The sequence below is a fragment of the Streptomyces sp. NPDC056169 genome, assembly GCF_042268445.1.
Lineage (GTDB): Bacteria > Actinomycetota > Actinomycetes > Streptomycetales > Streptomycetaceae > Streptomyces.
The window spans coordinates 267,224-289,732 of record NZ_JBHJUO010000014.1 but is presented as its reverse complement, the minus strand read 5'-3'; the positions used below and the strand labels follow the sequence as shown (position 1 = coordinate 289,732).

At 68.5% G+C, this 22,509-nt stretch carries 21 protein-coding genes and 3 pseudogenes; 8 read left to right on the top strand and 16 right to left on the bottom strand.

What is annotated here, in order from left to right:
• Positions 1-51: 51 nt before the first annotated feature.
• From ACFC0G_RS24810 to ACFC0G_RS24780, 7 genes and pseudogenes are all read right to left on the bottom strand, one after another.
• Positions 52-1,488: a UDP-glucose dehydrogenase family protein gene (locus ACFC0G_RS24810; protein ID WP_376406762.1), complete on the bottom strand. Its 1,437-nt coding sequence runs from the start codon at positions 1,486-1,488 to the stop codon at positions 52-54.
• A gap of 47 nt (positions 1,489-1,535) precedes the next feature.
• A complete protein-coding gene (gene galE, locus ACFC0G_RS24805; RefSeq protein WP_376406760.1) occupies positions 1,536-2,558 on the bottom strand; it encodes a UDP-glucose 4-epimerase GalE in 1,023 nt (340 codons plus the stop codon).
• 33 nt (positions 2,559-2,591) lie between these two features.
• Positions 2,592-4,481 carry a glycosyltransferase family 2 protein gene (locus ACFC0G_RS24800; protein WP_376406758.1) on the bottom strand — a complete coding sequence of 630 codons (1,890 nt, stop codon included), beginning with the start codon at positions 4,479-4,481 and terminating at the stop codon, positions 2,592-2,594.
• 108 nt (positions 4,482-4,589) lie between these two features.
• Positions 4,590-5,681 carry a UDP-glucuronic acid decarboxylase family protein gene (locus ACFC0G_RS24795; protein ID WP_376406756.1) on the bottom strand — a complete coding sequence of 364 codons (1,092 nt, stop codon included), beginning with the start codon at positions 5,679-5,681 and terminating at the stop codon, positions 4,590-4,592.
• A 566-nt stretch (positions 5,682-6,247) separates the two neighbouring features.
• Positions 6,248-7,087, bottom strand: coding sequence for a transposase family protein (locus ACFC0G_RS24790; RefSeq protein WP_376406754.1), 840 nt, complete (start codon positions 7,085-7,087; stop codon positions 6,248-6,250).
• Positions 7,088-7,139: 52 nt separating this feature from the next.
• Positions 7,140-7,595 (bottom strand): hypothetical protein, encoded by a 456-nt coding sequence (locus tag ACFC0G_RS24785; protein ID WP_376406752.1) that lies wholly within the window; start codon positions 7,593-7,595, stop codon positions 7,140-7,142.
• A gap of 203 nt (positions 7,596-7,798) precedes the next feature.
• Positions 7,799-8,036: pseudogene (locus ACFC0G_RS24780) on the bottom strand (helix-turn-helix domain-containing protein); the annotation flags it as partial.
• Between the two features lie 366 nt (positions 8,037-8,402).
• Here ACFC0G_RS24780 and ACFC0G_RS24775 point away from each other — a divergent pair.
• On the top strand, positions 8,403-9,326 hold the full coding sequence (locus ACFC0G_RS24775; RefSeq protein WP_376406750.1) for a hypothetical protein: 924 nt from the start codon (positions 8,403-8,405) through the stop codon (positions 9,324-9,326).
• Between the two features lie 49 nt (positions 9,327-9,375).
• On the opposite strand, the gene ACFC0G_RS24770 is transcribed toward ACFC0G_RS24775, so the two are convergent.
• From ACFC0G_RS24770 to ACFC0G_RS24750, 5 genes and pseudogenes are all read right to left on the bottom strand, one after another.
• Positions 9,376-10,440: an IS630 family transposase gene (locus ACFC0G_RS24770; RefSeq protein ID WP_376406748.1), complete on the bottom strand. Its 1,065-nt coding sequence runs from the start codon at positions 10,438-10,440 to the stop codon at positions 9,376-9,378.
• A gap of 156 nt (positions 10,441-10,596) precedes the next feature.
• Positions 10,597-11,100, bottom strand: coding sequence for a hypothetical protein (locus ACFC0G_RS24765; protein ID WP_376406746.1), 504 nt, complete (start codon positions 11,098-11,100; stop codon positions 10,597-10,599).
• Between the two features lie 921 nt (positions 11,101-12,021).
• A pseudogene (locus ACFC0G_RS24760) lies at positions 12,022-12,216 on the bottom strand (ATP-binding protein); the annotation flags it as partial.
• Complete coding sequence (locus ACFC0G_RS24755) at positions 12,192-12,506, bottom strand: site-specific integrase (protein ID WP_376406744.1); 315 nt, start codon at positions 12,504-12,506, stop codon at positions 12,192-12,194. The pseudogene ACFC0G_RS24760 and the gene ACFC0G_RS24755, both read right to left, overlap by 25 nt.
• Before the next feature lie 452 nt (positions 12,507-12,958).
• Positions 12,959-14,152 (bottom strand): FG-GAP-like repeat-containing protein, encoded by a 1,194-nt coding sequence (locus tag ACFC0G_RS24750; RefSeq protein WP_376406742.1) that lies wholly within the window; start codon positions 14,150-14,152, stop codon positions 12,959-12,961.
• Between the two features lie 249 nt (positions 14,153-14,401).
• Between ACFC0G_RS24750 and ACFC0G_RS24745 the strand changes: the two genes are divergently transcribed.
• Positions 14,402-14,539, top strand: coding sequence for a hypothetical protein (locus tag ACFC0G_RS24745; protein ID WP_376406740.1), 138 nt, complete (start codon positions 14,402-14,404; stop codon positions 14,537-14,539).
• A gap of 250 nt (positions 14,540-14,789) precedes the next feature.
• On the opposite strand, the gene ACFC0G_RS24740 is transcribed toward ACFC0G_RS24745, so the two are convergent.
• The gene (locus ACFC0G_RS24740; protein ID WP_376406738.1) at positions 14,790-15,182 is read right to left on the bottom strand and encodes a hypothetical protein; all 393 of its coding nucleotides are present in this window, start codon (positions 15,180-15,182) and stop codon (positions 14,790-14,792) included.
• A gap of 118 nt (positions 15,183-15,300) precedes the next feature.
• The gene (locus ACFC0G_RS24735; RefSeq protein ID WP_376406736.1) at positions 15,301-15,465 is read right to left on the bottom strand and encodes a hypothetical protein; all 165 of its coding nucleotides are present in this window, start codon (positions 15,463-15,465) and stop codon (positions 15,301-15,303) included.
• Positions 15,466-15,735: 270 nt separating this feature from the next.
• Between ACFC0G_RS24735 and ACFC0G_RS24730 the strand changes: the two genes are divergently transcribed.
• Positions 15,736-16,353, top strand: a complete 618-nt coding sequence (locus ACFC0G_RS24730; protein ID WP_376406734.1) for a hypothetical protein — start codon at positions 15,736-15,738, stop codon at positions 16,351-16,353.
• A gap of 70 nt (positions 16,354-16,423) precedes the next feature.
• Here ACFC0G_RS24730 and sigJ read toward each other — a convergent pair whose 3' ends face one another.
• Positions 16,424-17,362 (bottom strand): RNA polymerase sigma factor SigJ, encoded by a 939-nt coding sequence (gene sigJ, locus ACFC0G_RS24725; protein ID WP_376406732.1) that lies wholly within the window; start codon positions 17,360-17,362, stop codon positions 16,424-16,426.
• 530 nt (positions 17,363-17,892) lie between these two features.
• On the opposite strand from sigJ, the gene ACFC0G_RS24720 reads away from it, so the two are divergent.
• From ACFC0G_RS24720 to ACFC0G_RS24700, 5 genes are all read left to right on the top strand, one after another.
• Entirely contained in the window at positions 17,893-18,429 is a 537-nt protein-coding gene (locus ACFC0G_RS24720; protein ID WP_376406730.1) for a hypothetical protein, read from the top strand.
• Positions 18,430-18,504: 75 nt separating this feature from the next.
• Positions 18,505-18,945 carry a YybH family protein gene (locus ACFC0G_RS24715; protein ID WP_376406728.1) on the top strand — a complete coding sequence of 147 codons (441 nt, stop codon included), beginning with the start codon at positions 18,505-18,507 and terminating at the stop codon, positions 18,943-18,945.
• A 165-nt stretch (positions 18,946-19,110) separates the two neighbouring features.
• The gene (locus ACFC0G_RS24710) at positions 19,111-19,668 is read left to right on the top strand and encodes a YceI family protein (protein ID WP_376406726.1); all 558 of its coding nucleotides are present in this window, start codon (positions 19,111-19,113) and stop codon (positions 19,666-19,668) included.
• Between the two features lie 463 nt (positions 19,669-20,131).
• Positions 20,132-20,632 (top strand): hypothetical protein, encoded by a 501-nt coding sequence (locus tag ACFC0G_RS24705; RefSeq protein ID WP_376406724.1) that lies wholly within the window; start codon positions 20,132-20,134, stop codon positions 20,630-20,632.
• 197 nt (positions 20,633-20,829) lie between these two features.
• Positions 20,830-21,375, top strand: coding sequence for an AAA family ATPase (locus ACFC0G_RS24700; protein WP_376406722.1), 546 nt, complete (start codon positions 20,830-20,832; stop codon positions 21,373-21,375).
• A gap of 15 nt (positions 21,376-21,390) precedes the next feature.
• Here ACFC0G_RS24700 and ACFC0G_RS24695 read toward each other — a convergent pair.
• Positions 21,391-22,203: pseudogene (locus ACFC0G_RS24695) on the bottom strand (IS5 family transposase).
• Between the last annotated feature and the right edge of the window lie 306 nt (positions 22,204-22,509).

Genomic DNA, 22,509 nt, shown 5'->3' with positions numbered 1-22,509 from the left:
CGGCCCGCCCGGTCCAGGACCGGGCGGGCGGGGCGGCGTCATGGGGCAGGCCTAGGCCCTGCCGGTCGGCAGCGCCGGGGACAGGAGGCTGGTGTGGTCCGCCTCGACGGCCGGCGAGACGATCGTGGCCCGCAGTGGCTCCCCCGCCCGAGCGGCCGGAGGCCGGTCCGCCGGCGCGGGACGGCCGAGCGCCTTGACGGTCCAGCCGGCTGCCCGCCACTCGTCGTGCGGTAGTGCGTTGCGCGCGTCGACGAGGACGGACTTGCGGACCACCCTGGCCAGCTTCACCGGGTCCAGTTCGCGGTACTGCCCCCACTCGGTGAGGTGCAGAACGAGCTCCGCTCCCTGGCAGGCCGTCAGGAGATCGTCCTCGCAGCGCAGTTCCGGGTGGGCGCGGTGCGCGTTCGCGACGCCCTCCGGGTCGTGCACCCGGATGTCGGCGCCCTGCCGGTGCAGCGCCGCCGCCACCGCCAGCGCCGGCGAGTCACGCACGTCGTCGCTGTTCGGCTTGAAGGTGGCGCCCAGGACGGTCACCCGGCGGTTGGTCAGGTCGCCCCCGGCCAGCTGACGGACGAGTTCGACGGTCCGCGTCCGCTGCCGTTCGTTGATCTCGTCGACCTGGTCCAGGAAGGCCACCGCGGGGCCGACACCGAGCTCCTGGGCGCGGGCGATGAACGCCCGGATGTCCTTGGGCAGGCAGCCGCCGCCGAAGCCGAGGCCGGCGTTGAGGAACCGCCGGCCGATCCGGGTGTCGTGGCCGAGGGCGTCGGCGAGGGTGACCACGTCCGCGCCTGCGGCGTCGCAGACCTCGGCCATCGCGTTGATGAAGGAGATCTTCGTGGCGAGGAAGGAGTTGGCCGCGACCTTCACGAGCTCGGCCGTGCTCGGGTCGGTGCCGATGTACGGGACGCCCGCGTCCAGCATCGGGGCGTACAGCCGGCGCAGCGTCTCGTCCGACTCCCGGCCGACCGTGCCGACGACGATCCGGTCCGGCCGCAAGGTGTCCTCGACCGCGAAGCCCTCACGCAGGAACTCGGGGTTCCACGCCACATCGGCCCGTACGCCTGTCGGGACGAGCCCCGCGATGCGGGCGGTCAGGCGCGCGGTGGTGCCCACCGGCACGGTCGACTTGCCGACCACCAGACACGAGGCCGGCAGGTGCGGCACGAGCCCGTCGACGACGGCGTCGACGTACCGCAGGTCGGCCGCGTGGGAGCCGGCCTGCTGCGGAGTGCCCACGCAGATGAAGTGGACCTCGCCGTGCGCCGCCGCTTCGCGCAGGCTGGTGCCGAAGCGTAGTCGTCCGGAGGCGAGGGCGCGGGTGAGGACCTCGTCGAAGCCGGGTTCGTAGAAGGGGGGCCGGCCTTCGGTGAGGGCCGCGATCTTCTCGGCGTCGACGTCGACGCCGAGAACGTCGTGTCCGATGTCGGCCATGCACGCGGCGTGCACAGCTCCGAGGTAGCCCGTTCCGATGACGGTCAACCGCATGCGGTGTTCTCCTGTCTGAACGCGGGTGGGGTGTACGACGCGACGGGTCAGGGCGCGTAGCCGTACGGGTTCTGCTGCTGGAAGGTCCACGCGTCACGGCACATGGCGGCCAGGTCGCGCCGTGCGGTCCAGTTCCAGGCCGAGGCGACCTTCGTGGGGTCGGCGACGAGTTCGGCGACGTCGCCGGGGCGGCGCTCTGTGACGCGGTGCGGGATCGGCTGCCCCGACACCTCCTCGAAGGTGCGCACGAGCTCCAGGACGGACGCGCCGCGCCCGGTCCCGAGGTTGAAGACCCGCATGCCCGGCTCGTCGTCGATGTGGTCCAGGGCGGTGCGGTGCCCCTCGGCGACGTCGACCACGTGGACGTAGTCGCGGATCCCGGTGCCGTCGGGGGTGGGGAAGTCGTCGCCGAAGACGCTGAGTTCGTCGCGGCGGCCCACGGCGATCTGGGTGAGGAACGGCATGATGTTGTTGGGCACGCCGTTCGGGTCCTCGCCGAGGAGTCCGGTCGGGTGGGCGCCGGCCGGGTTGAAGTACCGCAGGGCCAGGACCCGGAGCTCGGGCACGTGCCGGCAGACGTCCGCGAGGATCCGCTCGCAGGTCCACTTGGTGGTGGCGTACGGGTTGGTCGGCGCCGCCGGCGACTCCTCGGTCAGCGGGACGGTCGTGACGTCGCCGTAGATCGAGCAGGAGGACGAGAACACCAGCCGGTGCACGCCGTGGTCGTGCATGGCCGAGACCAGGGCCGTCGTGCCGCCGACGTTGATGTCGTAGTACGCGAGCGGGATCCGCACCGACTCGCCGACGGCCTTCTTCGCGGCGAAGTGGATCACCGCGTCGATCGGGTGGCTCGTGAAGACGGTGTCGAGTGCCCGCCGGTCGCGTACGTCCGCGACGTGGGTCGCCGCGATGGGGCGGCCCGCGATCTTCGCGACCCGTTCGAGGACCTCGGGCGAACTGTTGGAGTGGTCATCGAGCACGACGACCTCGTGGCCGGCGCGGAGGAGCTCGACACAGGTGTGGCTGCCGATGAAACCGGCGCCGCCGGTGACCAGGACGGTCTGGGGCACGGGAACCTCATTTCTCGATCGGTCGCAGGGCCGTCACCAGGCGTAGAAGCCGGTGAGGTAGGTGGGGAAGACGACAGCCGCGAGCCCCAGCGGGAACAGCGACAGCAGGCCCGCGAGGAGCGGCAGTGCGGCCGTGCGCAGCGCCCGGAGGGCGGGGACGCCGGTGGCTCGTGCCGTCTCCTTGACGTGCAGCGTGCCGATCGCCAGCGTCACCGCGGTGTACGAGGCGGAGCCGAGGAGGCAGAGGAAGACGTAGCCGACGGCGGGGCCGGTGAACTGGCCGACGAGGGCCGAGCCCGACAGGAAGACCGTGATGAGCAGGTACGGGGCGACGGCGCGCAGCGGAAGGGGCTCCAGGCCGTCGCGCCTCTTCGGGGTGACCTTGAAGGTGATCTGGCGGGGACGCAGCTTCTGGGTCACCGCGGCCAGCACGCCCCAGGCCACGTACGGCCACCGGGAGAGCCCGAAGAGCCAGATCTCCCAGCTGAAGATCGGGGCGTCCTTGGGGCGCAGCAGGCCCTGGCGTCGGCAGAGCAGCGTCAGCAGGATCAGCCAGACGGACATGCTCCAGAAGTGCGTCAGGAAGGCGAAGTAGTTGACGTCGATCCAGGGAGCGCCGGTGATCGCGGCGATCGGCGGCAGCAGGATGCCCAGGACCGTGGCGCCGGCGAGCAGCGGGTAGTACATCAGCGCCGCGGCGAAGCGCACCCGGAGCTTCAGGGGCATCCGGCCCAGGTGGCGCGGCAGCATGCCCAGGAGCATGACGGCCAGGCTGCGGGACCACTGGAACTCCTGGGTGATCATCGCGCCGAAGGTGAGGGGACCTTCGCCGTGCGCGTCCGCGTCGATGGCGAACGCGCCCTGCCAGCCGGCCGAGGTCAGCAGGAACGAGGTGGAGAAGTCCTCGGCGAGTTCGGGGCCCAGGCCGCCGATGTCCCGCAGCGCCGTCGTCCGGACGGCATAGTGCGAGCCGATGCAGACCGGGGCGAGGCCGGCGGAGTGGCCCAACTGCACGGGCCCGTGGAACATGGCCTCGCGGTGCAGCCGGCCGCGGGCGGCCCAGGACTCGTCGGCGTTGGAGTCGCAGACGCTGGGGGCCGCGACGTAACCGATGGCAGGGTCGGCGAAGGGGCGGACGACCTCGGCGAGGTAGGTGGGCCCGGGGACGTGGTCGCAGTCGAGTTGGGCGACCACGTCGTACCGGTCGTAGCCCCAGTGGTCGTAGAAGAAGGCGAGGTTGCCCTCCTTGCACCGCGTGCGCCGGGGCCAGTCGGCCCGGTGGTAGTCGGCGCGTCCACGCCGGCAGGAGACGTTCACGTCATGGGTGCGGCACCAGTGGAGGATCTCCTCGGTGGGGTCCTCGTCGCAGAGCCAGACGTCGTAGGTGTGCGGGAAGTCCTGGTCGAGCATCGCCTCCAGGGTGCGGCGGGCGATGTCCCAGCCCTCGGACGGGGCGCGGGTGACCACGAACGCGGTGCGGAGCAGGGGCACCTGGACGGCCGGGTCGAAGCGGCGCATCCGCAGCAGCGCGACGAGGAAGTGCACCGGAAGATAGGTCAGGTACAGCAGGAGGGCGCTGTTGACGATCAGGCCCGTCCAGCCGATGCGATGGGACGGTTCGAGCCACCAGACCCAGAACCAGACCAGGCAGGCCACCCAGCCGAGGGACAGCACCGCGACCAGGAAGCGGTCGGAGCGCGAGAACGCCCGGACGAAGCCGGACGGGAGGGTGGTGAATCCGTGCGCCGGGCGCGCGAGGACGGGGCCGTCCGGGCCGATGGAGGCCACCGCGCCGTTCGACAGGGCGTGGATCTCCGCGCCCAGCGCCTCCCACTCCGCCGGCGAGCCGGGAGCGGGTGAGGGGAGCGGGGGTTCCTGGGCGGTGCCGGTCCCGTGGGCGGGACCTTGCTCCAACGACGTCATGACAGCAGGTTCTCCAGGCGGTGCGACAGGGTGAGAGGCCCGGGGGAGGAGGCCCGACGGACTCGGGGCCGCGGCGGGACCGGCGGGAGGCCCGCCGCGGCGCGTGGATCAGCCACCCGCGACGGTGGCCCCGGGAGCGTAGGACGCGACGCCGGTGGCGGCGCCGGCCGGACCGGGGATCGTCTGCGGCGTGAGGGCCGCCGTCGCCGCGGCCAGCGGGACCGTCTCGTCCTGGCCGCCGCGGATCGACGCGGCCGAGGCGGCCAGGCGATCCGTGTGGGCGGCGAAGTACGCGACAGTGCGACGCAGGCCCTCGGTGATGTCGATCTCCGGCTCCCAGCCCAGTACCTCGCGGGCACGGGTGATGACCGGGCGGCGGCGGACCGGGTCGTCGACCGGTAGCGGGTGGTGCTTCACCTCGGAGGACGAGCCGGTCATCTCCAGTACGATGCCCGCGAGTTCGGAGACGGTGCGCTCGACCGGGTTCCCGAGGTTGAAGGGTCCCAGTTCGGAGGAGTCGAGGAGCGCTACCAGGCCGCGGACCAGGTCGTCGACGTAGCAGAAGCTGCGGGTCTGCCCGCCGTCGCCGTAGATGGTGAGCGGTTCGCCGGTCAGGGCCTGGGTGATGAAGCTGGACACCACACGACCGTCGTGCGGGCGCATGCGGGGGCCGTAGGTGTTGAAGATCCGGGCGATGCCGACGTCGACTCCGTGCGTGCGGCGGTACGCGGCGGAGACCGCCTCGGCGTATCGTTTCGCCTCGTCGTAGACGCTGCGCGGGCCGATGGAGTTGACGTTGCCCCAGTACGTCTCCTCCTGCGGGTGGACCAGCGGATCGCCGTAGATCTCGCTCGTCGACGCGAGGACGAAGCGCGCGCTGTGACGCAGGGCCAGGCGAAGGGCGTTCTCGGTGCCGCGGCTCCCGACCGCGAGCGTCTCCAGCGGGTGGCGCAGATAGTCGGGAGGGGAGGCCGGGGAGGCCAGGTGGGCGACGGCGTCGACGTGGCCGGCTACCTTCACGGACACGCTCACGTCGGCGTGCTGGAACTCGAAGGCCGGGTGGGCCAGGAGAGCGGCGATGTTTTCGGGGTCGCCCGTCGAGAAATTGTCGAGGCACACCACGGAGTCGCCGCGCCGCAGAAGCGCCTCGCACAGGTGTGACCCAAGGAAACCACCGCCACCGGTCACGGCAACGCGCATGTGTTCTCCAGGAATGAGAAGCGGAATAATCTCGAGATCCGCTCGCACGGACAATCGAATGACGGAATGACCTGACGATCCGAAAAGCAGGGCCATTCCGGAAGACGCAGAACGAGAGTATGGGCATACGTAGTCATTTTTGCGGAGGAGTTTCGTCAGTTGGGCTGATCGGCGGGCGACTTACGGGGGGAGCATTCGGCTCCACTGCTTAGTTCATGCTTATGTCGCATGCCGAACGGCATATTCGGACGGTGTCACCCGCACGTGTCTACACCGGTGTGCGAGGCCACCCTCGGAAACAGCCCTCGTGCCCGCCACGTCCATGACCTCCACCGCTTCAGATGCTCTCCGAGGACGGCACTCGAGAGTGACATCACCCGTGCGCCCGAAGAGGCCGGAGGGCCGCCACGGGCAGTGGCGGCCCTCCGGTATGGGGGGGTGTCGGAAACACAGGTGCCTGCAATGAGTTGTGTTCATCCTGAATGTGCAGGTCGCGGGGGTGGCGTGGGCGGGTGATGTCGTACTCGTGCTGGTTGTCGCGGCCTGTCTGGCGTGATGATCGTCGGTCAGCGGGCGATCTCGTGCCGGGTGAGGATCATCAGCGCCCGGACGAGGCGGGTGGCCCACTTCACGTCGAGGCGGAGCTTGGTCAGCACGCGCCAGTTCTTCAGGTGCGCGAAGGCGTGCTCGCATACCGCCCGTTCCGCCGCGATCAGCTGGTTGACCAGTTTCTTCGCGGGCGGGAGCTTCTTGCCCTTGGGCTTCTTGTAGCCGGTGCTGACCGCAGGGGCGGTGTCCGGCCCGCTGTCGTCGAGGCCGACGAAGCCGAGGTCGGCGATCGCGGTGAGGCCGGCCGCTCGGAGTCGGCCGACCAGGTCGTCGTGGCGACAAGCGGTGATCTCCGAGCCGCGGGCCGGCCGGGCGGTGGAGGTCCACAACAGACGGCCACGGGTGTCGGTCAGGGCGATGACCAGCAGCCCGTGCCGTTTGTGCTTGGCTGACCAGCGGCGCCTGATGGGCAGGCCGGCGCGGCGCTGGGTGGGTATCAGCGACCCGTCGAGCAGGACGACGCTGCCACCCTCGCGGGCGATTTTCGCCAGCACCCGCTCCAGCCGCGGCGCCTTGGCGGCCAGCAGGTCGATGGTCTCTTTCAGCCACCGGTCCAGGGTGGTGCGCGAGACATCGACGGCGCCGGCGAGGTCGGCCAGGCGCTGGTCATGCCGCAGCGCGGCGAGCCCGATCACCGCGATCCGCCCGACCGGCAGCTTGCGCCACCGCGAGCCGATCTTCTTCAGATGGGCACTCAGCAGCGATGTCAGGAACCGCAGGGTGTGCGTGGACAGCGGCAGCCTGCACTGGTAGACAAGCTCGGTGTGGTCCCCGGTCGGGGTGTTGTTTGCAGGCATACATCATCAACTCGCGCCGGGGTCCCGCACGTTACGGCCTGCGGGCCATGGATTACAGCCGGGTGGTGAAGGTGCCGTTCGCCAGTTTGTGCAGCCAGCCCCGCCCGGCCGGCTTCGACAGCTTCCCGCGCAACGGCTCCAGCCGGCCCGGCACCGAGACCTCGATACCGAGCTCGGCGCCGACGCCCTTGACCATCACCGGCCCGCCCGCGGCCTTAACGATCTGCAGCATCCGCTGGTAGTCGCCGGGCAGCGCGGACGCATCCGCCACCTCACTGCGGTGCGGCACCTTCAACACCGGCCGGCCCCCGACCTGCACCCGCTCGGGCAGACCGGCGTCCTGCCCGGCGGCGGCCTCGGCTTCCTGCTCGTACAGACGGCGCAGCACCCGCTCCGCCACCGCGAGTTCCTCACGCTCGGCGTCCACCTCGGCAAGCTGCTTGGCCAGCGCCTCCGCGAGCTGGTCCAGCTCGGCCCGGCGACCTGCGATCTTCTCCAGCGACGACACGGAATCCCTCCCCAACGACCAGGCACTCCGCCCGAGATCGTAGGAACCCCGCCGCCCACGGCGCGGCAAAAACCGGAAACACCCAACCCCGACCCGTCAGATGATCTACTCGCCACACTCCCGCCCTCGACCAGCGCGAGTACGCCACCCGCCACCCACGCCAGCACCGCTGACCAGGGGACATTCAGGTTGGGTAGGTCTCACTGAGCGTCAAACGCTTCCAGGCCCTTCTCGTTGAACGCGTGGATCACATCCCGGAACGGTGTCCTCGTGGCCGGCGACCAACCGCGCGATCGCCGCCACCCTGGTGCCCGACGCCGACGCCATGATGATCAGCGCCCGAGGTACCCGCACCGACGCGTGGCGGCCCCGCCGGACGATCTGCTGCAGGCGCTGTCCCTCTTGATCAGTCAACCGACGTGCTCTGACTGGCTCTGCCATGCGGCACCTCGCTCCCGACAGCAACCACGTTGCCAGCGAGTTAGCCGTCAAACCCCGACACCACGAACATTCACGGATACATCGTCAGACCCGGTCAACGTTCGTGGCCGACGCACTAGACAACACGCGACCGGATGTACAACGTTGGATCTAGCCAGTGGGAATATATGTGCGATCAAGCACGCCCAAGTACCTCCGTGCCCGCGACCCCAAAGGGGAATCAACATGCTGCCCACCCGAATAACGATGTCCATCGCGATCGCCGCGCTAGTGGCTGGTGGTGCCGTCATGACCGCCACCGCACAGTCAGCATCGGCATCAACGTCGGCATCGGCATCGGCATCGGCATCGGCATCGATATCGGCATTGGCCGAGGATGCCAACTGTCGTACGACGACGGGGACCCAGGACTTCTACGCCGGGCCGTCCGCCAGCGAGACGTACGACAGCACGTTCCACAACAGCGTGGTCGTGCCGCAGGGTCTGTACGACGGCGGATTCACTCCGCAGGGTCTGGCGTACTGGAACAACTGGGACGGGACGACCGAGGACGTCCTGCTGATCTCGGCGTACCACTCGAGCGCTGACGGCGCGAGCGCGATCTGGGGCATCGCCCTGAGCGGCCCACGGCGGGGCCAGAGCCTTGGTCACATGCTGATCCCCAACACCCACGCGGGCGGCATAGTCGTGACCGGCGATCACGTGTACGTCAGCGGCGAGGGCAGCGTGAAGTACTGGTCGACCGCCACCGTGCATGCGGAGCTGGCGGGCGCCAACACGAACAACGTGATCCAGCCGAAGGGGACGCAGGACATCGCCGGCAAGGGTTCGTTCCTCGGACTCGGCGGTGGCCAGGGCACCACCTTGTGGACCGGCGACTTCTCCGAGACGAGCCACGAAAGCATGTGGCAGTACTCGACGAGCAGCAGCGGCGCGCTGACGTACACCGGCAAGAAGCGCTGGGTGCCGACGAAGACCCAGGGCATGGCGGTCGTCGGCGACAAGTACATCTTCTCCACGTCGTACGGCCGCGACAACCGCAGTAACGTCTGGGTGCGACCCACGTCGTACGAGACAGACATCACCGATGGGACGGCTTTCTGCATGCGCGCCCCCTCGATGATGGAGGGCCTGGCGTACGGCAACTCCGACGGCAACGAGCACGTCTGGGCGCTCTACGAGAGCGGAGCCGAGCCGTACGTCAGCGACCCGAACACGCTCAACAAGATCAAGAACATCCACTGGGCCGGCGGATCCGAGCTGGCCGGGCTGTACGGCCTGGGCGACTGACATCATCGACGCTCCTGCGGCTGACCAGGGATGTCGAGCTAGTGGCCCGTCACGCAGCATTGGCCGGGTAATGCGTCCAGGCGCGGATAGGTGAGCCGGGGGCGAAGTTGATCTTCGGTTCCGCGCGGGTGTTGCGCCAGCGGACGTAGGCGGCGATGGCGGCGTTTTGTTCGTCGTGGCTGCGATGGTCGGTGCCGTTGAGCGCGAAGTAACGCGGGGCCGCAAACTCGGCCTCGATCCAGTTCAGCCAGGAGCCGTAGGTCGGCAGGAAGACCAGCTCGATGTCGTTGTCGATCGCCCAGGCGCGGACGTCTGCGTGCTTGTGTGGGGAGAAGTTGTCCAGCACCACATACAGCTTCTCCCCGGGCCAGCGGGCGCGCAGCCTCTTGAGGAGGTCGAGGAACTCGCGCCAGCGCTTGCGCCGGCGGATGCGGTCGTACAGCTTGCCGGTGGTCAGATCGAGGGCGGCGAGCATGTGCCTCACGCCGCCGTAGCGGTTGTAGGTGGCTCGCAGGCGGCGCGGACGGCGCACTGGCCCCCATGCCTTGGCCTTGCGCGGCATGAGGTTCAGCGGCCCGAACTCGTCGACGCATATCACTCGCCCGTCGGCGGGCGGGGTGTCGTACAGCGCCAGGATGCGGTGCATCCTGGCGATGAACTCCGGGTCGGTGGACGTCTTCCAGGTAGTGGTGGTTTTCCAGGAGACCTTGCCGACGCGCAGGATTCGGCGCAGGGTCTCACGGCTGATGGCCGCGGTTACCTTCTGCTTGATGAGGTGGTCGGCGAGCTTGCTCAGGCTCCAGGTGGAGAACGCGGTGATCTTCCAGTCTGTGGGGGACGTCCGGGCGATCAGGCAGATGTGCTCGCGCACCTGGTCACTGATCGTCCTGGGGCGTCCCCCGCTCCATTTTGGGTCCAGCGCGTCGAACCCACGCTCGTTGAAGGCGTGGATGACATCGCGGACGTAGTCCTCGCCGACCTGCATCAGCATGGTGATGTCCTTGACCGTCTGGCCTTGAGCGGACACCAGCACCACGATCGCCCGGCGGAGTTTCACCGGGTCCTTCGCGGTCCGGCTGATCTGCTGCAGCCGGAGGCCCTCCTCCACGCTCACCGGCCGGACGAACAGACTCGGTCGACGCCCCACGACCACCTCCAAGATCGGTCTTGGAGACAGTCTGCTGACCGACGACCAGCAGGTCATGTCACTGGGCTGAGGACTTCGGTTGGCGAGTCGGCAGGGCGGAGTTTACGAACGGGCACCCCCCAGTCACATGGCTGGCGGTTCCAGGTCGACCCCGTCACGGAATCGGAACCCCAAGGCGTGAACAAGCGCGAAGACCAAGTCCTCCGCCAGCGGATCACACTCAGCCACCAGGGCAGCCCTGAGCGCCACCGGGTCCGGCTGAAGGCCAGCCCCTCGGGCCCAGGTTGCAGCTCGCTCGCCCACTTCGGACACATCACCGACCCACTCACCGGGGAGGCCGTAATCCCGCGCCATCTCCGGCGACAAAGCGCATTGCCATGACAGGCCATCGGGACTCGTTGCCTGAACCGTCGCGAAGTCGCTGTCGACCACATGACAGACCAGGACAGAAGCGCGCGTCTCACCAATGATCGAAGGGTCCGGATCCGCGATAGGGCTCGCTTGTAGGATCTGCCACTCGCCATCACATGCCCACCAGAACGGCACACAGTCCGAGGCCCGCATCGCCGCCAACTCCGTCAGCGGCCGACCGGCTCGCGCCACGATGAAAGACCCCGAGAACCCCATGACCGGGAACCATAGCCGCGATCACTGACACCGTTGATTACCCGGCCAAGACTGGGTGACGAGCCACTAGACAGGCACAGGAGCGTCGTGCAGTGCCCTCAGTGAGTTGTGTTCATCCTGAATGTGCAGGTCGCGGGGGTGGCGTGGGCGGGTGATGTCGTACTCGTGCTGGTTGTCGGGGCCTGTCTGGCGTGATGATCGTCGGTCAGCGGGCGATCTCGTGCAGCCCTGCCGCAGGGAACACGACAAAGCCGGAATCCCCATCCCCGACGCGTCAGATGATCTACTCTCCAGCCTCCCACCCGGACCAGTGTGAGTACGCCACCGGTCGCCCACGCCAGCACACGTGACCAGCGCGAATTCAGGTTGTGCACCTCTCAATGGGCGTACGCCTGGGCAGTGTCGGCGTCTTCGGGATCGAGAGAAGAACGGAGCCGAGTCGGCGTTCCGCCCGGTCGGCGTGCCCTGAAACGGTCTGCGCCGGGCAGACGCACGGAAAGGGCCGGGGCCGCCTACCGGGGCGCGCATGTGGTAGCCGCGGGCGGCGGCCCGCTGAATGAGGTACGAGGATTCCCGTGCGGCCGCTGCCGCCGTACAGTACGCACGAGAAAAGCGCCCGACGGGCAGAAGCCCAGTTCGGGCGCCTCCTTCTGCGCCCCTGGAAGAAGCCGAGCTTCTTCGGCGCGTACGACACCAGCAGGTTCTTGGTGTGCTGGTGGTACACGCCTTACGCGACCGCTGACCAGCGGAATAGGCCGCCATTCGGCCAAGCTGCAGGCGGCTGGTCCGCATATGGCCCGGATCTTGGTCGGCGGTGCCCATGCAGTTGTCCGAGTACGCGTTCCGCGGGAAGGAGGCGCGTTGCCCTTGGAGTCGAGGTCTCTGTCATCGGCCGGAAGAGCAGGGTCTACACCTACGAGCTCACCGGCAGCGAGCTGGTTGCGTGTCCCCTGGGAGGCGCCGGCTGTCCCGCGGCAGGGTCACGGTGACGATCAGGCCCCCGGCGGGGCGGGGACGGGCGGTGACGTCGCCGCCGTGGGCGCGGACTACCGAGCGGACGATGGACAGACCGAGGCCCGCGACCTTGGCGGTTACGAGGCGCTCGGTGACGAGGCGCGGATGGTGCGCGGCTTGTAGAAGTCATCCAGGTAAGGCTTCTTCGTGATCGTGTTCGTCGTCCCGGCAGTCGCCGCCGAGTACGTCCGCGCCGACGCCCGCGGCTTCGTCGGGACCCGCAGCCACAGCACGAGGTCACGGACCTCAGCAGACGTGGCCCGGTCCCACTCGACCTGGACCACCTGAAGCCAGCGCCACCAGCGCAGAAGGTCGAAGGCGTAGCTGCGGACGCTGCCCGCCCGGTTGTCCCGAGCGACGAAGTCGACCAGGAATCTTCGGATCGGCTCCACCGCTCGGCCCTCCTCATCGAAGACCAACCAGGGCACCGCCCCGCCGCCTTTGGCTACCCGCCCCCAACGCGGCAGGCGAATCAACTGGATGTCACGAGATGCTGCGTCCAACTCCGTTGCGCTCCTTCGTCATGCGGATGCACAACGAGTAACGGCTAGACCAGGCAGGTGATGTGCACATCGGCGGCGCGTCGGCCCGTAGTCCGGTCAACACCTCTGTGGCGTCCGCCGACGCATTGCGTGACCACGCTGATGGGGGCGGGGCTCGGTCCGGAGCGGTAGCCCTTGACCTGGTCTACGCGGAGGCTTGCGAGACCACCGTCGTCCACTACACCGCGGCATCGTGACGGCTGTGCCCGGGCAGACCGTACCTGCGGTCTGCCCGGACACATGGCGGAGCGGGACCGGGCCGGTCCCGGCAGGTCGCCCTGGACCGGCCGTTCAGGGGCGGATCAGAAGGCGGTGGTGCCTTCCAGGGCCCACCAGGAGTAGTTGTAGTTGTCGACCTTGCGCAGGCTGCCGGTGGCGAGCCCTTGGTACTCGTAGAGTCGGCCGCTGTTGGACGCCTGCAGGTCGGGTCGTCCGTCGCCGGAGGTGTCGCCGACGGCGAAGATGTGCTGCATGGAGTTCCAGCCGCCGGTGCCGATGAGCTTGCGCGCACCGAGCGTCCGGGCCGACGTGCCGGGGTAGAGCCACAGTTTGCCGGTGGCCTTCTCCCGGGCAATGAGGTCAGCGCGGTTGTCCCCGGTCATGTCGCCGGCGCCGACGAGGGCGTTCAAGCTGTTCCAGCCGCCGGCGCCGATGAGCTTGCGCGCGCCGAGGCCTCCGGAAGCCGTTCCGGGGTAGAGCCAAAGCCTGCCGGTGGCCTTCTCCACGGCAAGGAGGTCGGAGCGACCGTCGCCGGACAGGTCGCCGAACGCGGCGAGCCGGCCCAGAGAGTTCCAGCCGCCGCTGCCGATGAGCTTGCGCGTACCGAGGCCCCCGCTGCCGGTGCCCGGGTAGAGCCACAGCTTGCCGGTGGCCTTCTCCCGGGCGATCACGTCCTCGCGGCCGTCACGGCTGAAGTCACCGTGCCGTACGAGGGCGTCGAACGCCTTCCAGCCGCCCGAGCCGATCAGACGTCCGGTGCCGTCGCCGGGCATGAACCACAGACGCCCGGCCGCGTCGCGCAGAATCGTGTCCGCCCGCCGGTCGCCGTTCATGTCGCCGAACCCGCTCGTCCTCGGGGACACCACCGCTTCCCAGTGGGGATACGGCTCCGCCTCACACTCGCGCAGCGTGGGCACGAGCTTGATGGAGCTGATCTCAGCGCTACCGCCGCTGGTCGGATAGGACTCGGCAGGGGTATCCCATGAGAGCCCGCCCGCAAGCCCGTAGTTCTGCTGGTCGTACATGCAGACGTTCAAGCCGGTGCGGTTGTATCGCATCCGGATCTTGTTGTCCCAGCTCCCCAGGGTGGGCACGCTCGTTCTCGTCTTGAACATCGAGCCCGTGCCGGCGGTGTTCGCCCAGGCACAGAAGTAGCCCTTGGGGCAGTCACTGGTCGCCGCCTGCGCGGGCGTCGCGCCGACCCCAAGCAGCCCCAGCGATGTGAGCCCCAGCGTCGTGGCCAACGCGGCCGCGCGCTGAAGCAGAGTGTTGCGCATGGATTCCCTCCCTTACGCGGCACGGAGAAGAGTCTCGACGCGCCGCGCCAGGAAGATATCCCAGCCTACGGACAGCCGATCAAGCACCTCGGAGGTGGTCACCGGATTTGTGGCCGAGCCCTCCGCCAGTCAGCGACTGGGCGCGGCCCCGCGCAATCGAGGCCACCGACTACATCTACCCGAACAAGCAGTACCTCGACCCGCCCGGCGAACTCAGCAAGCCCGGCTACCGGCAGTCCGTCGCCGCACATGAAATCGGACACGCACTCGGCCTCTGCCACAAGGAGCGACAACGCCTTCTCCCTCATGTGGAAGAACGTCGCCAACCCGCCGGTCACCGGCCCGACCAACGTCGACAAGGCCAACTACAAGAAGATATGGGGCTGAGCGTGAAGCACAAGCGGACCTCCTGCTGTGACCGACGGAGCCGTCGGCCCTGACGGCCGGCGTCCGTGGTGGAGATGCGGCGACGGCCGACGCGAAGTTCCTGGAGTGGCTCGGGGCGCACGGACAGCCCGGCACCGTCCTCACCCTGACCGCCACCATCGGCGGCGAGACGCGCCCGGTGAAGAGCCGGACCCACAAGGACGGTCTGGTGGCCGGTGCGGTCCGACCCGCGTACGTCCGGTACGGAGGATCAGACGGCCACGAAGACATCCCCGGAGGTGTCGCGGAGGACGAAGCCGTTGTCGAGCCGGACGCGGACCCGGACCGGAATCTGACCTTCCGCGTAGGCGGTCCACGCGGGCTCCAGGGCGGCGATCTGCTCCTCCAGCTGGGCCCTGCTCCCCGGCGGCATCTGGTGGCCGAAGTCGTCAAGGAGCGACTTGAGCCGTACGTACTCGCGGACCTCCTGGCTCTCCTGCCGGTCGTCGTTCACCTCTTCGACGGTGCCCTCGGTGCCCGCTGCCAGGGCCAGGAATCCCACAACGTCGCCCGGTTCCTCCGGGGATTCCGTGACCACGGCGACCTGCCCTGTCCATGCGAGTTCCACCGCCAGCTTCACGCGCTGGCCCACCTTCGGCGTCATCGATCCTTCGTCTCTTCGCTCGGCCGGGCCACCGCCACGCGCGCGCGTGGGACGGCCCTGGGAGTGCGATTATCCCCGGTCCGAGCCGTCCCACGAGCCTCCTACGAGTCGTCCCCTCTCAGCAGGCGGGAGGTGCCGTGCCACCGACCGCGATGCAAAGGTCCGCGCCCTGGGTGCCCACCGAGCACACCCTGACGGCCGCGTCGGCGACCTCGTCCACCAGCATCCGGCCCACCTCCAGCGGCGCGTCGTCGGTGGTCGGCGTGGCCGGCGTCGCGTCCACGAGCCGGTTCTTTACCGTGCCGCCGGCGGTGACGATACGGACTGCGCAGCGGCGGATACCTCGTCGGCCCCGGCTCGGTCATCGACGGCCGGCCGGTCATCGTGCGCGACGTGCCCGTGGCGCCGGGCCCGACTGGATCGGCGACCGCCTGCAGAACGCCCCGTCTCGGCAGGGGCGGTCTTCCGGTTCAGCTGAGCGAGTCGCGCTCCCCGAACCGGCCGTCGCGCCGGTGCCGTTGACGGCCGTTCTCTCGCAATCCCAGGGGAACCCATGACTGACGTCGTCGCGACCGTGCCCACCAGCAGCGTAGACATGGCCCTCGACCGCATCCGTGGCCGCCTCACCGAAGCTGGCCTTGGCCGCTCCACCGCCGAGCTCGGAACGGTGGCGACCTTTCTGTTGGTGACGTACCGGCAGGCGATCGCCGAGACCCTTTTCCCTGAGCAGATGAACACGCTCGGCTTCCGGCTCGGTGACGTCGACCGGCTGCTCGACGACACGTTCGGCGACCTCGTCGCCGCCGGGGACGCTGGGCGCGCTCGGCGTCTCAACGCGATCCGTGCCGCCGTCGCCACTCTGGACACGACCGCCCGCACCCTCGTGCCTCTCGGCGAACAGGCCGAGACCAGCGCCGCTCAGGGCAGTGCCCTCGGTGGCGGCATTCTCGACGAACCCGCGATCCAGCTAGCCCCCGGTATACGGGAAGCGCCCGTCCCTCGGGGCGGGCGCTTCCCGTATGTCGTTGCGGTGGGTCAGTCGACGGCCTGGCGGACCCATTCACGGCTGCGGCTGGCGCTGGTGGGCGATGGTGACCTGCGGCATCTGCATGCGGGCGGCCTGGTGACCACCTGGGCGAGTCGCGCCTTGGCGTTGGTGATGGCGGTCTGAGCGCTGGCGGCCGCGGCCGCGTGCCGCTTCTTCTCTGGGATGGCGAGCCGGATCCTTGTATACGTGCGTCTCAACCCGTCGTCCAGCGATGGAGTTTCTCGGGGTTGCGTACGACCCAGATGTGCTTGATCCGGTCGTCAGCGACCTCGAACGCGTACACCGACACGATGACGCCGTCCTGCTGAGCCACCAGACCGGGCTGACCGTTGACCGTACGCTCTAGGAACGTCATGGTTTCGGGCCTGCGGCGGGCGATCTCTCGCCAGGCGTGCGCGATCTGCTCAGCGCCTTCGATGGGGTGCGGGAAGGTGATGGCGAGGCCACCGCCGTCGGCGATCGCCGTGGCATCGGGGTCGAGCAGGCCGATCAGAGCGTCGATGTCCTTGGCCTCCCAGGCCTGCTTGAAGTCCCTGACAACGGCGGTGCGTTGGGCTGCCGCAGTCGTGGAAGGCTGCGCGGCCCGGATGCGGCGGCGGGCCGAGGAGGCCAGCTGGCGGCATGCCGCCGGGGTACGGCCGACGATTTCGGCCACTTCGGCAAACGAGTGGCAGAAGACGTCGTGCAGGATGAATGCGACGCGTTCGGCCGGGGTCATCGATTCGAGCACGACCAGGAAGGCCAGGTTGACCGACTCGTCCAGGGTGACCCGGTCGGCCGGATCGGCCGTCGCGCCGTCCGCCCGCCCACTGATCCACTCCGAATGCTCGGGCAGTGGCTCGGGGATCCATTCGCCCACGTAGGTCTCTCGCCTGACCCGTGCCGAGCCGAGCAGGTTGAGGCAGATACGGCCGGCGACGGTCGTCAGCCAGGCGCCAGGGTTCTCGATGGCGTCCTGCTGCTGCCGTGACAAGGCGTACCAGCGGGTGTAGGTCTCCTGGACGGCGTCCTCGGCCTCGGCCAGGGAGCCCAGAAGCCGGTACGCAAGATTGATCAGTTGGCGCCGCTCGCTCATGAGCGCGTCCAGGCCCGGATCGGGTCGGCCGTGTCCTGGCTCGGATCGGGTGCTCATGGTGCCGACGGCTCCCTTCGTCGTATCTGCCCTTACCGGTTCGACAACACAGCCCCGCGGAATGTGAGGCGACGCACCGGCCTCACATTCCGCAGGGCTGTGTTGTCGAACCGCTGAGACGAACACATCACCCATTGAGCAGGGAGTTCAACATGACGACCTCAACGGCGGCAACGCTGTTTCACCGACCAGGCGCCCGCGCAACGTCCGGATCGGGCGGCCGCTGCGCTGACCGCACACGGTTTCACGGTGGAGATCCTCGACGGGGCCGCCGCCGCGCGTACCTGCATCAAAGATCTGTGGCATCCCGCGGCACCGCTGGGGTGTCGGCGGTGTGCCGGGCGGCGTGCACGCCCCCGTCATCTCGCTTCATGTGCGCCAGCCCGCACTGCACTTACCGGGGATCGACAAGCCCCCGGGACAGCTGATCCGGGCACGCCAGGGTCGGCGGCGAGGTCGACCCTCCGGCCGCCTGACCGGCACCGCCCGCCAGGGCCAGAAACCGCTTGAGTGAATGAGGAGGTTCCATCGTGGCTACCAGAAGGCTGGGCTCCATCGGCGTGCACGACAGGGAGCGGAGGAACAAAAACGCACGAGCATCGCTCACGAAATGCTTCACCATTTCGCTGGTGACTGCTCTGGTCGGCATCTTTGCCGTGAACAGCGCCGACGCCAATGCTCCGGAAGGGCGACAAGTCGAGGTCCTCGAACTCGAGGTTCAGAACGATCAGTACGCGTATACCGATCTCGACCCGAAAGGGCCGAGCCTGGGTGATACGTACGTCTACTCCGGCACCGCGATAAGGGACGGCCGCAGTGTCGGACGTGGGGGTGGGTCGTGCCAGGTCATCCACATCAGTGGCGAAGAACTCACGACACAATGCCTGATCACGATGGAAATCAAGCGTGGCTCTCTGACCATGCAGTCGCTCTGGGTCAGTGGAACAAGCTCGCTCGTCATGGCCATCACCGGCGGTACAGGCGACTTCAGTAATGCGCGGGGCATCGTTCGTTACTGGGACATCGCAACTCCCAAAGAGAGGGTACGGGCCGAAATTCTGCGCTGATAGGGGAAACGTAATCCGCAGAGCGGAGCATGTCAGAAGCCAGGGTTCCTCGACGAAAGGGAAGGTGGGGTCGCGATGCCTACGCAACGTGAGATAGACGAAGCTGCGATTCGGCGGCAAGTCGGCATGATCGCCAAGGGGCTCCAGGCCAAGGATCCCGAAGGCCTGAAGAAGCTGTACGCAACAGACATCGTGTCCTTCGACATCGAGCCGCCGCTCCAAAGTGTGGGGATGGAGGCGAAACTCAAGAATTGGGCGCCCGTGTTCGCGTTCTTCGAGAGCGTGACCTACGAGGTTCGCGAGCTGACCCCCACCGTGGGCGACGACCTGGCCTTCGGGCACGCCTTTGCCCGTCTCAGCGGCACGCTGAAGGACGGAAGGGCGATGGGCGGGATGTGGGTCAGGGTCACGTACTGCTTCCGGAAGATCGACGACGCATGGTTGATCACGCACGACCACGTCTCGGTGCCGCTCGACATCGCGAGCGGCAAAGGAGGGGTCGACCTCGAGCCCTGACAGATCACAGAAGTTCGAGCAACACCAGGCAACTGTCCGCGACGACCGACGTCTTGGGCTCCGTGACGCCGGCGGGCGCGCCGCTCGCGATGAATCACGGGCACCGACGCGCCATCCCCCTCACCGCGCGGCCGCGGCCGCGGCCGCACAACCATGGAGGAAGCCATGGACGAAACCGTAAACACCGCCCCCGCGACCGTCGCGATTCCGGGCTATGTGGCCGGCACGTGGAAGGCCGACCCGGCGCACTCCGAGATCGCCTTCTCCGTCCGCCTCCTCATGATCAGCAAGACGCGGGGCCGGTTCACCACCCACAACGTCACGCTCGTCACGGACAAGGACCCACTGCGCTCGTCGGTCACCGCGACGATCGACCTCGCATCCATCGACACCGGCAACGAAAAGCGCGACAACCACCTCCACGCCACCGACTACCTCGACGTCGACACGTACCCGACGATGAGCTACCGCTCGACCGGCATCCGCCAGACCGTCGACGGTTGGGCCGTCGACGGTGAGCTGACCTTGCACGGCGTCACGCGGCAGGTGCCGCTGACCCTCAAGGCGAACGCCTTCACCTCGGACCAGCGGGATGGACAGCGGGCCGGCTTCTCCGCGACCGCGGAGATCAATCGGCGCGACTTCGGCATCGACGCCGGTGGCGTCGCGCTCAGCAACAAGGTGTCGATAAGCCTCGAAATCCAGGCCGTTCTCCACAAGTGACCCGCCCAGGACTGGCGGCCAGGCCTCCATCCACCGATCGCGCGGTGTCCCGATTCCTCCCGCCGCCGCCCATGGTGTCGGTCGGGTCATCGCCTCCGGACACCGTGCACGCGCCGTTCACGGTCGTGACGGCGCCCGCGACCGGACAGGCCTTCAGCGTGTCGGAGTGCTGGAAGCCCAGGGAGTGGCCGAACTCATGGGTCCACATCCACGTCTTGTGCCCCACACCGTTGGAGAGGACCCAGGTGCCGGACATGGCGGCCAGCCCCTTCCCATGGACACGCCGAGTGGCGCGAGATGTCGACGAAGAGATAGTCGTACGTGTCCGGTTCGACGGCCCGCATCGCCCGCCCGTGCTCTGGCCCGGGCGGGTGCCGTTGAAGACGGCGTGGACCATGACGCCGACCTGTGACCAACCGGCGACACATGGTCACAGGGCGATCGCACCTCGAGGAGAGACCTCGTGGGGATTCTGGGCAAGCGACGCGCCAACGGCGGCACCGGGAGCATCCCCGCACAGGCCGGGCCGGCCGTCTGGCCCGGACGGCGCAACCGCGTCGACGAGGTGGCCAAGGCGTCCGGCATCGGCGTGATGCGCGTCCGCTGCCACGCCACCACCTGGGACTACCTGCAGGACGAGGCAAAGGCGCATCACGGAAAGAGCATCAGGACGCGTCCGGAGGCGTTCCGCCCGGCAACCGGTGCCGAGATCGTCACCGGCGCCGACGGCATCGTCACCGTTCCTCTCGGGGGCGCATCCCTCGCCGCACTCGTCGACCGGTGCTTCGAGGCACAGAGCGTCCTCCACACCAAGCTGGAACAGGGCGTCGGCCAACGGGTCGGCCGGGCCATCTCCGAAGCCCTCGAAAACCTCGCGACCGCCCGAGGCCAGGGCGACCCATCCGCTGCCATCTGGCTGGTCGACCAGATCGCGGCCGACAACCCCACGCCCCCACAGACGTGACCCTGACCGCGGGGTTCCGGCTGGGCAACGACACCACCACCCGGCAGGACGTACACGACGAACGGCTACACCCGGATCCTCATCCCGCCGGCGGTCGTGCGCCTGGACTTCGACGAGGACTAGGGCCTGTCACCCTGATCCGCGCACATTTGGTTCGCGCGGTTCGCGGTTCGACTATTCGGTGCCAGGGTGCAGATATGGATCAAGCAGAGGTGTTGCTCATCGGAGGGCGCGCCGGCGTCGGCAAGACGACGGTGGGGTGGGAGGTCTCAGCGCGTCTGCGCGCCGCGATGGTTGCTCACTGCGTAATCGAAGGTGACTTCATGGGGCAGGCGCATCCTGCTCCGGAGGGGGACCCCCGCCGCAGGAAGATCGCCGAGCGCAATCTGACGGCGCTCTGGTCGAACTACGCCGAGCTCGGATACAGCCGCTTGATCTACACGCACACTGTGAGCGTTCTGGCCGAGAACGAGGGCATGTTCCAGCGCGCCATGGGTGCGAATGTGAGGATCGTACGGGTGGCGCTCACCGCCTCCGATGCCACCGTCCGTGAGCGGCTGATCGGTCGGGAACTGGGCTCGGAGCTGGAGCACGAGCTGGAGAGCAGCGCTCGTAAGGCGCGGATCCTGGAAGAGCGGACACCCCTGGACACGGTGCGAGTGGCGACCGACGGGCGTTCCGTGGTCGACATAGCGCGCGAAGTGGCGGGCGCTACCAGCTGGCTGCCCAGCACCTCCGGTTAGTAGGTTCTTCGCCGCTCAGTGTCGGGTCCAGATGAGGATGGCAGCGAAGTGGAGTGCGGCCTGGTAGGCGATGGCAAGCTTGTCCGTTCGCAGAGCAAGGCCGCGCCACTGCTTGATCCGGTTGATGCATTGCTCGACCGCGTTGCGCTGCTTGTACGCCTCGGTGCCGAAAGCGGGCGGCCGGCCACCAGAGCGGCCTCGCCGTGGACGGTGGCCGACCTGGTCGGACGGCTGGGGAATGACAGCGCGAATTCCGCGTCGGCGGAGGAGACTCCGGATCGCGCGGGATGAGTACGCGCGGTCCGCCAGGACGGCATCGGGCCGGGTCCTCGGTCTTCCAGGTCCGCTTCGCGGAACACGGATGCCGACCATCACAGCTTCGAAGGCTGGTGCGTCGCCCGCCTGGCCAGCGGTGACGCGGAGGACCAAAGGGCGAGCGTGGCTGTCGCTGACACGGTGGATCTTCGTGCTCAGGCCGCCGCGGGAGCGTCCGAGCCCATGATCGTCGGGTTCGGCTCGGCCTGGAGCCCCCTTTTCCTGGCTCCGGCGGCGTGCTGGTGGGCCCGGCAGACGGTTGAGTCCACCGACACGGTCCAGCCGATGTCGTCACCTGCATCGGCCGCAGCCAGGACCGCGGCGAGGATCCTTTCCCAGGTGCCGTCTACGGCCCATCTGATCAGCCGCTTGTGAGCGCTCTGGAATGAGCCGAGCTCGTCCGGAAGGTCCCGCCAGGGCGAGGAGGTGCGGTACTTCCACGCGATGGCCTCAAGGGTGCGGCGATGGTCGGCCCACCGCCCACCGCCGACCGCGGACCGGATCGGCCGGCATCAGCGGCTCGATCCGGCAGATCCCGCCACGGAGCACCAGTCCGCACCCGCCAGCGGATCCCGTCGATCAACCGCCGCCGACCGAGCGACGGCCTGCCCACCGCCGCGACCGGCAACAACGGCCCCAGCACCGCCCGTTGGTCATCTGAAAGATCCCCTCGTCCCACACCGGGATCATCACGGCACGAGGCGAGACGCTCCAGATCTCGGCGATGTACGGGCCCGAGGCGGCGGTTGGGGCAGGAGGATCTTGCAGTCCTCGGCGGCGATCTCGAAGACGGCAGCCCGCACGTTCACGGCGGAGGGG

Coding starts and splice junctions, on each gene's coding strand:
- ACFC0G_RS24810 (WP_376406762.1), bottom strand. CDS start 1,488: ATGCGGTTGACCGTCATCGGAACGGGCTACCTCGGAGCTGTGCACGCC.
- ACFC0G_RS24800 (WP_376406758.1), bottom strand. CDS start 4,481: ATGACGTCGTTGGAGCAAGGTCCCGCCCACGGGACCGGCACCGCCCAG.
- ACFC0G_RS24795 (WP_376406756.1), bottom strand. CDS start 5,681: ATGCGCGTTGCCGTGACCGGTGGCGGTGGTTTCCTTGGGTCACACCTG.
- ACFC0G_RS24790 (WP_376406754.1), bottom strand. CDS start 7,087: ATGCCTGCAAACAACACCCCGACCGGGGACCACACCGAGCTTGTCTAC.
- ACFC0G_RS24765 (WP_376406746.1), bottom strand. CDS start 11,100: ATGGGGTTCTCGGGGTCTTTCATCGTGGCGCGAGCCGGTCGGCCGCTG.
- ACFC0G_RS24750 (WP_376406742.1), bottom strand. CDS start 14,152: ATGCGCAACACTCTGCTTCAGCGCGCGGCCGCGTTGGCCACGACGCTG.
- ACFC0G_RS24745 (WP_376406740.1), top strand. CDS start 14,402: ATGAAATCGGACACGCACTCGGCCTCTGCCACAAGGAGCGACAACGCC.
- ACFC0G_RS24740 (WP_376406738.1), bottom strand. CDS start 15,182: ATGACGCCGAAGGTGGGCCAGCGCGTGAAGCTGGCGGTGGAACTCGCA.
- ACFC0G_RS24730 (WP_376406734.1), top strand. CDS start 15,736: ATGACTGACGTCGTCGCGACCGTGCCCACCAGCAGCGTAGACATGGCC.
- sigJ (WP_376406732.1), bottom strand. CDS start 17,362: ATGAGCACCCGATCCGAGCCAGGACACGGCCGACCCGATCCGGGCCTG.
- ACFC0G_RS24715 (WP_376406728.1), top strand. CDS start 18,505: ATGCCTACGCAACGTGAGATAGACGAAGCTGCGATTCGGCGGCAAGTC.
- ACFC0G_RS24710 (WP_376406726.1), top strand. CDS start 19,111: ATGGACGAAACCGTAAACACCGCCCCCGCGACCGTCGCGATTCCGGGC.
- ACFC0G_RS24700 (WP_376406722.1), top strand. CDS start 20,830: ATGGATCAAGCAGAGGTGTTGCTCATCGGAGGGCGCGCCGGCGTCGGC.